Source organism: Tardiphaga sp., from assembly GCF_044340795.1.
Classification (GTDB): domain Bacteria; phylum Pseudomonadota; class Alphaproteobacteria; order Rhizobiales; family Xanthobacteraceae; genus Tardiphaga.
Window position 1 is genome coordinate 15,829 of record NZ_JBIISY010000061.1, and the last position, 13,752, is coordinate 29,580.

Annotated in this window: 12 protein-coding genes; 9 read left to right on the top strand and 3 right to left on the bottom strand. The window is 63.7% G+C overall.

All coding sequences use genetic code 11. The features are described 5' to 3' along the window. The first annotated feature begins 72 nt into the window (after positions 1–72). Complete coding sequence (locus tag ACIQ17_RS12510; protein ID WP_398468971.1) at positions 73–516, top strand: YybH family protein; 444 nt, start codon at positions 73–75, stop codon at positions 514–516. Between the two features lie 102 nt (positions 517–618). Here ACIQ17_RS12510 and ACIQ17_RS12515 read toward each other — a convergent pair whose 3' ends face one another. Then, entirely contained in the window at positions 619–2,157 is a 1,539-nt protein-coding gene (locus ACIQ17_RS12515) for a transporter associated domain-containing protein (RefSeq protein WP_398468973.1), read from the bottom strand. A gap of 164 nt (positions 2,158–2,321) precedes the next feature. Further along, entirely contained in the window at positions 2,322–2,807 is a 486-nt protein-coding gene (locus ACIQ17_RS12520; protein ID WP_398468975.1) for an ester cyclase, read from the bottom strand. 169 nt (positions 2,808–2,976) lie between these two features. On the opposite strand from ACIQ17_RS12520, the gene ACIQ17_RS12525 reads away from it, so the two are divergent. The 4 genes from ACIQ17_RS12525 (at position 2,977) to ACIQ17_RS12540 (ending at position 6,495) form a co-directional block, all read left to right on the top strand. Then, on the top strand, positions 2,977–4,068 hold the full coding sequence (locus ACIQ17_RS12525; protein WP_398468977.1) for a TRAP transporter substrate-binding protein: 1,092 nt from the start codon (positions 2,977–2,979) through the stop codon (positions 4,066–4,068). Between the two features lie 76 nt (positions 4,069–4,144). Next, positions 4,145–5,101, top strand: coding sequence for a Bug family tripartite tricarboxylate transporter substrate binding protein (locus tag ACIQ17_RS12530; protein ID WP_398468979.1), 957 nt, complete (start codon positions 4,145–4,147; stop codon positions 5,099–5,101). 173 nt (positions 5,102–5,274) lie between these two features. Next, positions 5,275–5,949: a nitroreductase gene (locus ACIQ17_RS12535; RefSeq protein WP_398468981.1), complete on the top strand. Its 675-nt coding sequence runs from the start codon at positions 5,275–5,277 to the stop codon at positions 5,947–5,949. 9 nt (positions 5,950–5,958) lie between these two features. After that, positions 5,959–6,495, top strand: a complete 537-nt coding sequence (locus ACIQ17_RS12540; RefSeq protein WP_398468983.1) for a 2'-5' RNA ligase family protein — start codon at positions 5,959–5,961, stop codon at positions 6,493–6,495. 15 nt (positions 6,496–6,510) lie between these two features. Here the strand turns inward: ACIQ17_RS12540 and ACIQ17_RS12545 are convergent, their stop codons facing one another. After that, positions 6,511–8,943, bottom strand: a complete 2,433-nt coding sequence (locus ACIQ17_RS12545) for a GumC family protein (protein WP_398468985.1) — start codon at positions 8,941–8,943, stop codon at positions 6,511–6,513. 233 nt (positions 8,944–9,176) lie between these two features. Between ACIQ17_RS12545 and ACIQ17_RS12550 the strand changes: the two genes are divergently transcribed. From ACIQ17_RS12550 to ACIQ17_RS12565, 4 genes are all read left to right on the top strand, one after another. Beyond that, on the top strand, positions 9,177–10,307 hold the full coding sequence (locus tag ACIQ17_RS12550; protein WP_398468987.1) for a glycosyltransferase family 4 protein: 1,131 nt from the start codon (positions 9,177–9,179) through the stop codon (positions 10,305–10,307). Between the two features lie 109 nt (positions 10,308–10,416). Then, a complete protein-coding gene (locus ACIQ17_RS12555; protein WP_398468989.1) occupies positions 10,417–11,955 on the top strand; it encodes an undecaprenyl-phosphate glucose phosphotransferase in 1,539 nt (512 codons plus the stop codon). A gap of 156 nt (positions 11,956–12,111) precedes the next feature. Continuing rightward, positions 12,112–13,389, top strand: a complete 1,278-nt coding sequence (locus tag ACIQ17_RS12560) for an O-antigen ligase family protein (RefSeq protein ID WP_398468991.1) — start codon at positions 12,112–12,114, stop codon at positions 13,387–13,389. Continuing rightward, positions 13,386–13,752 (top strand): glycosyltransferase (locus ACIQ17_RS12565; RefSeq protein WP_398468993.1); only part of this gene is annotated, 367 nt, incomplete at its 3' end. The genes ACIQ17_RS12560 and ACIQ17_RS12565, both read left to right, overlap by 4 nt.

A 13,752-nucleotide genomic window follows, 5' to 3' on the forward strand; every position in this document is an offset into this window, starting at 1 on the left:
GTGCGCGCCGCGTGCTAGTCTTTTCGCCCGCCCGTGAGGCGGATGAGAGGAGTATCATTCAGGGAGGGTATCATGAAAGCATACGCCGTCCTTTGCTCCGTGCTGCTCGTCGCAGCCACACCAGCCAGTGCATCCGAGTCCGAGACTGAGATCAGGCAGGCGATCACCCAAATCGCCGCATCGTTCGCCGAACATTATGCCAAGCAAGACGCCGCTGGGATTGCCTCCCACTTTGCCCGCGGCGGCATCTTCGTGAACGCAGCCGGTCAGCACGATGTAACGAAGTTCTATGATCAAAGCTTCAAAGCGGGCTTCGATCGAAATGACATCACCGTTGACAATGTCTGGCCCCTCAATGCCGACACCGCTATCTCCATGGGGCGCTTCAGGCTGACCGGAAAAAACCAGAGCGGCAATGCGCTGGATGTCTCGGGCATCTGGACGGCGGTGGATGTCCGTGAAAACGGACAATGGAAAATCCGCATGCTGACATCGGCACCCAAGCCATCGAACTAGCGTCAGCCTGCGGATTTCGACCTTCTCGTCGGACGACGCGTCAAGCGTGCAAACAGGCGACTGGTTGGTGGGTGGGCAAAGCGCGGCGTGCCCACCCTACGGCTAGCCCGCCTCCGCCGCCTCGCTGTCCGGGGTGACGCGCACCTTCTCGATCACGCGGTCCTTGATGCTCAGGACCTCGAACACAAAACCGTCCGCGCGCACCACCTGCCCGATCACCGGTATGCTGCCGGTCTGCCAGACCAGATAGCCGTTCAGCGTGGCATAGCGGTGGGTCTCGTCGGTAAGGTCGCGGTCGATCAGCAGGCTGAAGCGATGGATGTCGATCCAGCCATCGGCCACCAGCGATCCGTCCTCCGCATGTTCGACCGGCTCGGACTCCTCGTCATCGGCGAAGTCGCCGGCGATGGCTTCGAGGATATCGACCGGGGTCACGATGCCTTCCACCGAGCCATATTCGTCGATGACGATGGCCATCGCCACTTTCGACTGGCGCAGCTGTTCGAGGGTGCGCAGCACCGTCGTGCCCTCATGCACGATCAGCGGCTGGCGCAGGCGCGCGCGCCAGTCGATCTCGCCGGGCTCGGTAGCGGCGCGCAGCAGCTCGGCGGTCGAGGCTACGCCGATGAAACCGTCCAGCGAGGCGCGGCAGAGCAGCACCATGGAATGCGACAGCCGGTTGATCTCGGCGCGCAACGCGTCAGGGCCGTCATCGAGATCGAGCCACTGCACCTCGCTGCGCGGCGTCAGGATGGTGCGGACCGGGCGCTCGGCGAGCTGCAGCACGCCGGCGATCATGTCCTTTTCCTCGGCCACGAAAACCGGAGCCTCGGCCACCTTCTCGGTGGCCTGATGCGACGCGGCGGGACTGCCGAGCAGCCGGAGCACGGCGGCCGCGGTACGGTCCCGCACCGACAGGCCGACCTCGTGACGCTCGCGATTGCGGTGCCGCCACTGGTTCGCGGCCTCGATGAGGACGGAGAAGCCGATCGCCGCATAGAGATAGCCCTTCGGCACATGGACGCCGAAACCTTCGACCACCAGGCTGAATCCGATCAGCAGCAGGAAGCCGAGGCAGAGGATGACCACGGTCGGGTGCCGGTTGACGAAAGACATCAGCGGCTTCGAGGCCAGCATCATCACGGCCATGGCGACGATGACCGCGATCACCATCACCGACAGGTGCTGCACCATGCCAACGGCCGTGATCACGCTGTCGAGCGAGAACACCGCATCGAGCACCACGATCTGCGCGATGACATGCCAGAACACCGCATGCTCCTGCGCCGTCCCGGTCTTGGCCTCGTGCCCTTCGAGACGCTCATGCAATTCGATCGTGCCCTTGCCGAGCAGGAAGACACCGCCGAAGATCAGGATGAGGTCACGTCCCGAAAACGGGTGACCGGCGACGGTCAGGAGCGGCGCCGTCAGCGTCACGATCCATGAGATCGACGCCAGGAGGCCGAGGCGCATGATGAGCGCCAGCGACAGTCCGATGACGCGGGCCTTGTTGCGCTGATGCGGCGGAAGCTTCTCCGCGAGAATCGCGATGAAGACGAGATTGTCGATGCCGAGAACGACTTCCAGAACGATGAGGGTCGATAACCCGATCCAGGCGTTCGGATCCGAGATCCATTCCATGCTGACCTAACTCAAACCGTGTATGGACGTTCCAGGCGACATTGCTTGCGACGACCTTGCGTGCAGACGATAGCCGTCGTCCGCACGCATCACAATGTGCCGGCATGTGACGCGGCGGTGACTTCGGCCGGCGCCGGTGTCTCGCGACAATTTGGCGCGGAGCCTCATGCCGAGGTGGCGAACTCGTTGCCCTGCATGCCGTCGGTCCGGATCTGCCCGAGCAGGCCATAGATGTCGCCGAGCACGAACAGGTCGCGCACCTGCGCCCCGTCGAAGGTGAAGATCGGTGCGCCCAGCCAGCCGACATGTTTGCCGGTCGGCGGATTGCCGAACATCGCCTCGCGCTGGATGCCGTGGAAGAACACCTTGCCGGCGACGCGATTGCCCTCCTCGATCATGACCAGGATATCGGTGGTGTAGTTCTGCAGGGCGCCGGTGACCCAGCGGACATAGTCGGCGAACTGCGCATGCCCGACCAGCACCGGCCCGAGCGATCCGCGGAAGGTGAAGTCTGCATGGAAGAGCTTCGGGATCAGGCTGACATCCGCATGGTCCCACATGTCCTTGTAGAAGGCGCGGACCACCTCCTTCTGCGGCGTCAGCGTCACGCCGTCAAAGGACATCGGAGGTTCGGGGGGATATGCGGTCATCGGTGTGCCTGTTGTTGATCGGATTGCGCCGAGACTAGGCCGGCGGCGCCGCTGGCAGCAAGCCAGGGCGCGTCATCCCGCAGCGCAGCTTTACTCCCCGCACGACTGCGTCGAAGATCGGCGCACGAACAACAATAACGAGCGCACCGCTCGCTCAGGGGAAACATCCATGAAACGTCGTCAATTCCTGAAGATGTCGGCTGTCGGCGCGGTCGCCGCTGGCAGTGTTGCATCGCCGGCCATCGCGCAGTCCTCGCCCGAACTGAAATGGCGCCTCACCTCTAGCTTCCCGAAATCGCTGGACACGCTGTATGGCGGCGCTGAGGTCTTCGTCAAATACGTGGCGGAGATGACCGACAACAAGTTTCAGATCCAGCCTTTTGCGGCGGGCGAAATCGTGCCGGGCCTGCAGGCGCTGGACGCGGCCTCCACCGGCACGGTCGAGATCGCGCATACGTCCGCCTATTACTATGTCGGCAAGGACCCGACATTTGCAATCTACACGGCGGTGCCATTCGGGCTGAACACACGGATGCAGAATTCGTGGTGGTACCAGGGTGGCGGCGATCAGCTCGGCAACGAGTTCTTCGCCAAGGTGAACGTGATCGGCCATCCCGCCGGCAATACCGGGACCCAGATGGGCGGCTGGTTTCGCAAGGAGATCAAGTCCGTTGCCGACCTCAATGGCCTCAAGATGCGCATCGCCGGCATTGCCGGCCAGATCCTGCAGAAGGTCGGCGTGGTGCCGCAGCAGCTGGCCGGCGGCGACGTCTATCCCGCCATCGAGAAAGGCACCATCGATGCCGCCGAATGGGTCGGCCCCTATGACGACGAGAAGCTCGGCCTGCAAAAGGTGGCGAAATTCTACTACTATCCGGGCTTCTGGGAAGGCAGCGCCATGCTGCACAACATGGTCAATCTCAACAAGTGGCGCGAGCTGCCGAAGCATTATCAATCCGTCATCGCGAGCGCGTCGGCCCAGGCCAATCTCTGGATGAGCGCACGCTATGACATGCAGAATCCGGCGGCGCTGAAACGGCTGGTAGCCAGCGGCACGCAGCTCAAGCCCTATCCCGTGGACATGATGGATGCCTGCCTGAAGGCGACCAACGAACTGTGGGCCGAGATTTCCGCGAAGAACGCCGACTTCAAGAAAACCATCGAGGCGGTGCAGGCCTATCGCAACGATCAGTATCTGTGGTGGCAGGTCGCCGAGCAGACATTCGACAGCTACATGATCCGCTCGCGCAACCGCGGATAGCTTTCGCAACAAAGTATTTGACACCACGCGGCGGTGTCCCCCCTATGCCTCAAAACATCAGGGAGAGGACACCGTCTTGCGGAATATTCTGATTGCGACCTGCATGCTGCTCGGCATCACGCCGGCACTTGCCGCCGACTATCCAACACGGCCGATCCGCTTGATCGTGCCCCTCCCCGCCGGGTCCTCCACCGATGCGATCGCGCGCGTCTTCGCCGACAGCGTCTCGGCGAAGCTCGGCCAGCAGTTCATCATCGACAACAAGACCGGCGCCGACGGTGCCATCGCCGCCACCGAGGTTAAGCGCAGCGCGCCGGATGGCTACACGATCATGCTGGCGTCCAACAGCGCCATGTCCGGCGTGCCCGCCCTGCGCAAGGCGCCGCCCTATGACGTCGCTGCCGACTTCACGCCGATCGTCAATATCGGCCGCTACAACTTCTTCCTCTATGTGAACAGCGACGTTCCGGCCAAGACGCTCAGCGAGTTCATCACCTATGCCAAGGCCAATCCCGGCAAGCTCGCCTATGGTTCGGGCAACACCACGGGCCGCCTGTCGGTGGCCTCGCTGGCGATGGCGAACGGCCTCGACATGACCCATGTCCCCTATCGCGGCGAACCGCCGGCGATCACCGATCTCATCACCGGCCGCATCCAGATCATGATGGCCACATCGGGGATCGGCATGGGGCACGTCAAGGAAGGCAAGCTGCGCGCGCTCGCCACCATTCTCGAACAGCGCAGCCCGTCATACCCGGACATCCCGACCATGGCGGAAGCCGGCTTTCCCGATCTCAAGATCACCGCCTGGGCCGCCGTGTTCGGCCCGCGCGACATGCCTTCGGACGTCATCGCGACCCTCAACAAGGCGTTTCGCGAGGCCATGAGCGATCCGGCAGTCAAGCAGCGCATGCTGGAGCAGGACATCACGCTGACGCCCTCGACGCCGGAAGAACTCGGCGACATGGTCAAGCAGCAGCTCGACATCCATCGCAAGATCGTTTCGGCCGCGGGCATCGAGTTGATGCCGTGAGGATAGCGTAGGATGGGTTGAGCGCAGCGATACCCATCACGGCCGGGTGCATGGGATGATGGGTATCGCTTCGCTCAACCCATCCTACGGCCCTCACTGCAAACTTGCGCCCGCCCCGGGAAAGCCCGAATATCCCGGCCAATCAACAAACGTCCCCGGGAGCCTTCACGCCCATGCAGTTCGATGACGTCATTCTCGGCCGCCGCAGCATTCGCGGCTACAAGCCCGATCCGGTCCCGCAGAAGCTGATCGAGGAAATCATCAATCTGGCGATGCGCGCACCGTCGTCGATGAACACCCAGCCGTGGAATTTCTATGTCATCACCGGCGAGCCGCTGAACCGGATCCGCGCCGGCAATACCGAGCGGATGGTGGCCGGCATTCCGCAATCACGCGAATTCCGCACCGGGCAGCCTTTCGCCGGCCATCACCGCGACCGCCAGGTCGGCGTCGCCAAGCAGCTGTTTGCGGCGATGGGGATCGCGCGCGACGACAAGGAGATGCGGCAGGACTGGGTACTGCGTGGCTTCCGCCAGTTCGACGCGCCGGTCTGCATCATCGTGACCTATGATCGCGTACTCGACGGCAGCGACGATACGCCGTTCGATTGCGGCGCCGTGGCCACCGCCCTCGTCAATGCCGCCTGGTCGCGCGGACTGGGCGCGGTGATCAACAGCCAGGGCATCATGCAGTCGCCGGTGGTGCGCGAACATGCCGGCATTGCCGACGACCAGATCATCATGAAGAGCATCGCGCTCGGCTGGCCCGATGATACGTTTCCCGCCAATGCCGTGGTGTCGGAACGCAAGTCAGTGGCGGAAGCGACGCGGTTCGTCGGCTTTGACTGAGCGCGCTCCATGGCGTCACGCGCTTCGCGTCGCGCCATGACCGAGCCTGTCTTCATCCTCACGGCAGAGCTGGACACCGGGAGTTTGGCCTGGCTCGACGGGCTCCGGCGGGCGCATTTTCCGCCGGAGCGGAATGTGCTGTCGGCGCATCTCACCATGTTTCACCGGCTGTCGCCGCAACAGGTCTCACGCCTGCATACTGTGCCGTTGCCGGCCGAGCCCATCCCGCTGCAATTCGACCATGTGATGTTTCTCGGCTTCGGCAACGCCATCGGTGTAACATCACCGGAGCTCGAACGTTTGCGGGCCGATGTGAAAGCCGCCATCGGTGATGGCTTGTCGCGGCAGGATGACCAGCGCTGGACGCCGCATGTGACGATCCAGAACAAGACCACTGCGGACAATGCACGCGAGCTGCATGCAGAAATGACGCGGGCGTTTCAGATGCGCGCGGGATCGGTCCAAGGTCTCGAGATATTCGAATATCTCGGTGGTCCATGGCGACTGGCGCAATCGCTTCCGCTCGGGAAAGCGCGGCGCGCCTGAGCGCCGCGCTCAGCTTCAGGCGGCCACCACACGCGGGCCATGGCCATTGGGCTCGTCGCCATTCGGCGCTTCCGCCACCGAGCGCAACATGCGCACATCGTCGAAGCCAACGGCCTTCAGCTCTTCGGCCATGCGCTCCCGGGCTTCCATCGCCATGCCGGCTTCCGGCACCACGATGGCGCGCGCCTGGGCGGTGAGCATGCCCGCCGGCAGATCGGCGGCGGTGCCGGCATCGAGCAGCACGTGATCATAGACGCGCAGCAGCGCATCGAGCGCCATGAGCAGGCGCGGCGACTGCAGCAGCGTGCGATCCGCACCGGCACGGCCAGCCATCACCAGATGCAGCGCCGACATGCGGTCCTTGGTGATCACCTGCCCGAACGAGGCCTCGCTCAGCATCAGCTCGGCCAGGCCCGGGGCCGCCGGATCGTTCGACACCGCCTTCAGCGTAGGCGAGGCCGCGGACAGATCGACCAGCACCACCTTGGCGTCGCGCGCCAGAATGCGGGCCAGTGTCAACGCGGTGAGAGAGATGCTGTCATTATGGCCGGTGCCGAGCACCGTGATTTTTCGTGCGCTCGGGCCGGCCGCACGCAGGTCACGTGCGAGCTGCTCGATCTCGGTGACACCCGCCGCGAGTTCGGGATGGCTGTCGCGCACAGCCGCCTGCAGCGGAGCCGGCTCGGCAACGGGCACGACCGTCGGCGCCACAGCGACGGGCGCAGGCGCCTCGGGTGCCGGCGTCACCGGCACGGGGGCAACGACCGGCGCAGGCTCGGGCACGTCCGCCGATGCCACCGGTCCCGGAACATGAGGGGCAACCGGCGCGGCCGGCGACGACATCTCCGGCTCGACGCGGCGCGATGCCTGTGTCACCCGCGACTGGCCGGACACCGGTCCCTGCGGCGCCGTCATGCGCAGCAATTCACCGGTGACGATGCTGCCTGCGGTGAGCATCAGCGTCGCCAGCGTGGTGATCAGCACGATCGGCAGCTTCTTCGGATAGGCCGGCGTGTTCGACACGATGGCGCGTGAGATGATGCGGCCATCGGTCGGCGCACCATCGATATTCTCGCGCGTGGTCGCCTCGCGATACTTGGCGAGATAGGATTCCAGCAGGTCGCGCTGCGCCTTCGCTTCCCGCTCCAGCGCACGCAGCTGCACGTCCTGGCCGTTGCTGCTGGAGGCCTGACGCTTCAGCTGTTCGAGGCTGTTGGTAAGGCCATCGACACGGCCGGCGGCGACGCGCGCATCGTTCTCGAACGAGCGCGAGAGTTTTGCGGCTTCGTCACGCAGCTGCTTGTCGAGATCGCCGAGCTGCGCGCGCAGCTCCTTGATGCGCGGATGCGCATCGAGCAGCGTCGAGGACTGTTCGGCAAGCTGCGCACGCAGCGTCACGCGCTGTTCGGACAGCCGGCGGATCAGATCGGAGTTCAGCACTTCGGAGAATTCGATCGGCTTGCCGGTCTGCAGCATTTCCTTGATCAGCCGCGCCCGGGATTCGGCGTCCGACTTCAGCGCACGCGCATTGTTGAGCTGGCTGTTGATCTCGCCGAGCTGCTGGTTCGACAGCGACGTGTTGTTGGTGCCGATGAACAGGCTCGACTTCGAGCGGAAATCCTCGGCGCGGGATTCCGCGTCATTGACCTTCTTGCGGAGATCGTCGATCTCGCCCGACAGCCACTGCCCGGCCGCCTTGGCCTGCTGCTGGCGCGCCGCCTGCTGCATCACGAGATAGCCGTCGGCGATGGAATTCGCGACCCTGGCGGCGAGATCGGGATCGGCCGACTGGAATTCGACGACGATGACGCGCGACTTGTCGACGGCGAACGCCGTGAGCCGCTCGTAGTAGGAATCCAGCACGCGCTCTTCGGGCGTCATCGAGAACGGATCGCGCGCGGCACCGATCAGTGCCAGCAGCGACTTCCACGGCTGCGCGCCGCGCAGCACCGGATCGAATTCCGGGCGCTCGGCCAGCTTGTTCTTCTTGATGACCTCACGCGCGAGATCGCGCGACAGCACCAGCTGCACCTGGCTGGCCACGGCTTCCGCATCCAGCGTGCTGCGCTCTTCGCTGCGCTCGCCATTCGGCCGCAGGAAGATGTTTTCACGGCCATCGATGAGGATGCGCGATTCCGACTTGTAGCGCGGGGTGATCATGTTGACGAGAACGGCAGAGCCAATGGCGGCGATCAATGTCGGCACGATTACCCACATCCGCTTGCGCAGCAGAACCCGGCCGAGGGCGCCGAGATCGATGTCACCGAGCTGCGGCGGCACGGATGACGACGACGCCGTCGACGTCACGCGTTCCTCCACCACCGTCTGCTTCCGTCTGGAACTGAATGCCGCCTTCAATGGCGAGACGGGCGTCTCTGCAGCGGGCGCCATGCTGGCCTGATCAACCGACGCATCACTCTTACCTGCACGCCCAAACGGCCAACGCATCGCATACCCCTACCGAACGCCACAGCGCCTACTCAACAGAATCGATTAAATGCGATTAAGGTTGCCGGCCGGTTAATCGCGCAAGTTGACGCCCCTGCGGCGAGGACTCGGCATGAGCGAATCCCGTGGCCTCACGCTTTCTTAACGGCGATGCCGCTTATTGAGCTTAATTGCTTCAGGAATTTCCGGTTCAGGGCGGCTCGCGCCCTCCCCGGCGAAAGCTGGTTTCGCTCATGATCCCCACGGACAAGCCGCTCCGCATTCTCCACGCCGTGCGCGCCCCCGTCGGTGGCATCTTCCGTCACATCATCGATGTCGCCAACGGCCAGGCCGATCGCGGCCATGAGGTCGGTATCCTCGCCGACAGCCTCACCGGCGGCGAACGCGCCGATCTGGCGCTGGCTGACATCGCCCCGCGCATGCGGCTCGGCATCCATCGCCTGCCGATCAAGCGCGAGCCCGATCCCACCGACTTCACCATCTGGTTCAAGTTCATGAGCCTGGTACGCCGTCTGAAGCCGGATGTGCTGCATGGCCACGGCGCCAAGGCCGGCGCCTTCGTGCGCCTCAAGGGCCATGCCAGGGACCTGATCCGTATCTACACGCCCCATGGCGGCTCGCTGCATTATCCGCAGAACACGCCGAAAGGTGCGTTCTACAGCCGCCTCGAGCGCGGACTGATGAATCGCACCGAACTGTTCCTGTTCGAGAGCGCCTTCGCCCGCGACACCTATCAGCGCATGATCGGCACGCCATCGGGTCTTGTGAAATGCGTCTTCAACGGCGTGACGTCAGGCGAATTCGATCCCGTCGAACTCGCCGACGATGCCACCGACATCTGCTATGTCGGTGAATTCCGCCGCATCAAGGGCGCCGATCTTCTCGTCGATGCGGTGGCGCGGCTACGCGCCGATGGACACGCGGTCACGCTCACACTGGGCGGCGACGGCGAAGAGACCAATGCCCTCAAGGCGCAGATCGAACGCCTCGGCCTCGGCGGTGCGGTGCGCTTCATCGGCCATGTGAAGCCGCGCTTCGGCTTCTCCAAGGGACGCCTGCTGGTGGTGCCGTCGCGTGGCGACAGCATGCCCTATGTGGTGATCGAGGCCGGCGCCGCTGGCGTGCCGATGATCGCCGCCAATGTCGGCGGCATTCCGGAAATCTTCGGCCCACACACCGACGCCTTGTTCACGCCAAGCAATGCCGGCGCCATGGCGGATGCGATCAAAACTGCACTCGGTGATCTCAACGGAACACGTGCGCGTGCCATGATACTGCGCGAGCGCATCCAGCGGGAGTTTTCACAGGATGCCATGGTGGCAGGCGTGATCGCGGGATACCGCGAAGCGTTTGCGAATCATTAACTCTCATTAACTTGTAACGAATTCTTCCGATTTGTCCGCTAATTCGGCGGAAAAAGGAGTAGGCTCGACAGATCATCGTCGCACGCCTCGCAAGTACGGGAATTCGATTTTGGACCCGATCAACGCTCGCTCAATGATCGACGCTGCCGCGACCGACGGATCAGCGCCGCGCCAGGTCGAACGTCGCCGCAGACTGACGCCCGAAGCACTCGCCGTTGTCGAACAAAAGGTCCGCTCAGCCTATTCGCCCGTGGTCATCACCGGCGCCGTGCGTGCCATCGATTTCTTGATGCTCAGCGTCGTCGGCACCGCCTGCTACATCGCTTATGTGGCCCGTACCGATGGTTTCATCTGGGAATATGTGGCGGGCATTCTGGCGCTGTCCGCCGTGGCCGTGGCCTGTTTCCAAGCTGCCGACATCTATCACCTGCAGATGTTTCGCGGACGCGTGCGGCAACTGACGCGCATGGTGTCGGCCTGGGCCTTCGTGTTCCTGCTGTTCATCGGCGTCTCGTTCTTCGCCAAATTCGGCGGCGCGGTGTCGCGCGTCTGGCTGTCGTCCTTCTTCATCATCGGCCTCGTCGCGCTGATCGCGCAGCGCGCCGTGCTGCGCGCGCTGATCATCCGCTGGGCCCAGCAGGGCCGCCTCGCCCGCCGCACCGTGATCGTCGGCGCCGACGCGAACGGCGAGCAGCTCATCCGTGAACTCAAATCGCAGGAAGATTCCGACCTCCAGATCCTCGGCGTATTCGACGATCGCAACGACAAGCGGTCGATGGACACGATCGCCGGCGCACCCAAACTCGGCAAGATCGATGACATCATCGAATTTGCGCGCCGCACCCGCGTCGACCTCGTCCTGTTCGCGCTGCCGATCTCGGCTGAAACCCGCATTCTCGAGATGCTGAAGAAGCTGTGGGTGCTGCCGGTGGATATCCGCCTGTCCGCACACACCAACAAGCTGCGCTTCCGCCCGCGCTCCTATTCCTATCTCGGCAACGTGCCGACGCTGGACGTGTTCGAGGCGCCGATCACCGACTGGGATCTGGTGATGAAATGGCTGTTCGACCATGTGGTCGGCGGCATCGCCCTAATCTGCGCGCTGCCTTTCATGGCAATCATCGCCCTCGCCATCAAGATCGACAGCCCCGGCCCGGTGCTGTTCCGCCAGAAGCGTTTCGGCTTCAACAATGAGCGCATCGACGTTTTCAAGTTTCGCTCGCTGTATCACGACCAAGCCGACCCCCTGGCCAAGACCGTGGTGACCAAGGGCGACAAGCGCGTCACGCGCGTCGGCCGCTTCATTCGCAAATCCAGCATCGACGAGCTGCCGCAGCTGTTCAATGTGGTGTTCAAGGGCAATCTGTCGCTGGTCGGCCCACGCCCGCATGCAGTGCAGCAGAAGCTGCAGAGCCAGCTCCTCGATGAAGCCGTCGACGGCTATTTCGCCCGCCACCGCGTCAAGCCGGGCATCACCGGATGGGCCCAGGTCAATGGCTGGCGCGGCGAAGTCGACAGCGAGGAGAAGATCCAGAAGCGCGTCGAGTTCGATCTCTATTACATCGAGAACTGGTCGGTGCTGTTCGATGCCTACATCATGTTCCGCACGCCGATCTCGATGCTGACCAAGAACGAGAACGCGTATTGAGGCCAACTCGCGGCCCGTAGGGCGGATGAGCGAAGCGTAATCCGCCGGCCGAGTTCATAGTTGCCACTCCGCGGCGGATTACGGCTGCGCCTCATCCGCCCTACGGCACCGCCGCCCCTACACCTCTCGTCAACCCGCTCCCGCTAGGATCGCGGCATGACCCTGTACGCGTCCAGCGACCATGCCCATGCGGCGCCGGCGATCCCTGCCGTGGCGACGCTGCAGCACGTCTTGCTGTGGCTGATGGGGCTGGGCGGCGCCATCGTCTTCATCGAGCCGAGCCCCTATGAAATCTTCGCGCTGACCTCTCTCGTGGTGTTCGTCGCCACCGGGCTGCGCATGCGTCTCGCCTTCATGCCGCTGGCGCTCCTGCTGTTCGCCGTCAATCTCGGCTACACGATCTGCGCCGTTCCGCTGCTCGACCAGAAGGTGGTCGTCACCTGGATCCTGACATCCTGGTATCTCGCCATCACCGCTGTCCTGATCGCGCTCGTGGTGTCCGAGAACACCGCTGCGCGGCTCAGTTATCTGCGCTCCGGCCTGATCGCAGGCGCCGTGATCGCCTCGCTGGCCGGCATCGCTGGCTATCTCAGGCTCACGCCCGGCGAACTCTTCACGCTTTATGGCCGCGCCGCCGGCACCTTCAAGGACCCCAACGTGTTTGGCGCCTTCCTGGTGCTGCCCGCCTTGTTCTGCCTGCAAAGCGTGGTCAGCGACGCGTTCGGTCGCTCGCTACGCTCCACAATATTGCTCGGCATCATCACGCTAGCGCTGCTGCTCGCGTTCTCGCGCGCGGCCTGGGGCCTGCTCGCGCTCACCGCGGCCTTCATGCTGCTGCTGATGACCCTGACCAGCGAGACCTATCGCCAGCGTTCGCGCATCATCATGATGGCCATCGCTGCGGTTGTCGCCGTGGCACTGGTGCTGGTGATCCTGCTGCAATTCGATTTCATCCGCGACATGTTCCAGCAGCGCGCCTCCTTCGACCAGCAATATGACGAAGGCCGCTTCGGCCGCTTCGGCCGCCACCTGCTCGGCGCGCAGATGGCGCTCGATCTGCCGCTTGGCATCGGGCCGCTGCAATTCAGCAAGTTCTTCCCCGAAGACACGCATAATTCCTATCTGAACGCCTTCATGTCCGGCGGCTGGATCTCCGGCATTTTCTATCCCGCACTCGTCTTCACCACAGCCTTTATCGGCTTTCGCTATATTTTCGTACGCACGCCATGGCAGCGCCCATATCTCGCGGTGTTCTCCGCCTATCTCGGCACGGTGGGCGAAGCCTTCATCATCGACACCGATCACTGGCGCCATTTCTGGCTGATGCTTGGCCTGATGTGGGGCCTGTTTGTCGCCACCCAGCGCTACATGGCGACGATGCATGACGAGACTGAATACGTCGCAACGCCAACAGAAGGACAGCCTGCCCGATGACGGAAGCCACCATCCGCATCGCCGTGCTGGTGCCTTGTTTCAACGAAGCCGCCGCCATTGCGCAGGTCGTGCATGACTTTCGCGCGGCGTTGCCGATGGCGGAGGTCTATGTCTATGACAACAACTCGTCCGACGACACCGTGGCGATTGCCAGCGCTGCCGGCGCCCATGTGCGCAGCGAGCGACATCAGGGCAAGGGCCATGTGGTGCGCCGGATGTTCGCCGATGTGGACGCCGACATCTATGTGCTGGTCGATGGCGACGCGACCTATGATGCGGCCAGCGCACCGGCGATGATCGCCAAGCTGATCGACGAGCGCCTCGACATGGTGGTGGCGCATCGCATCGATCAGGACACTGCCG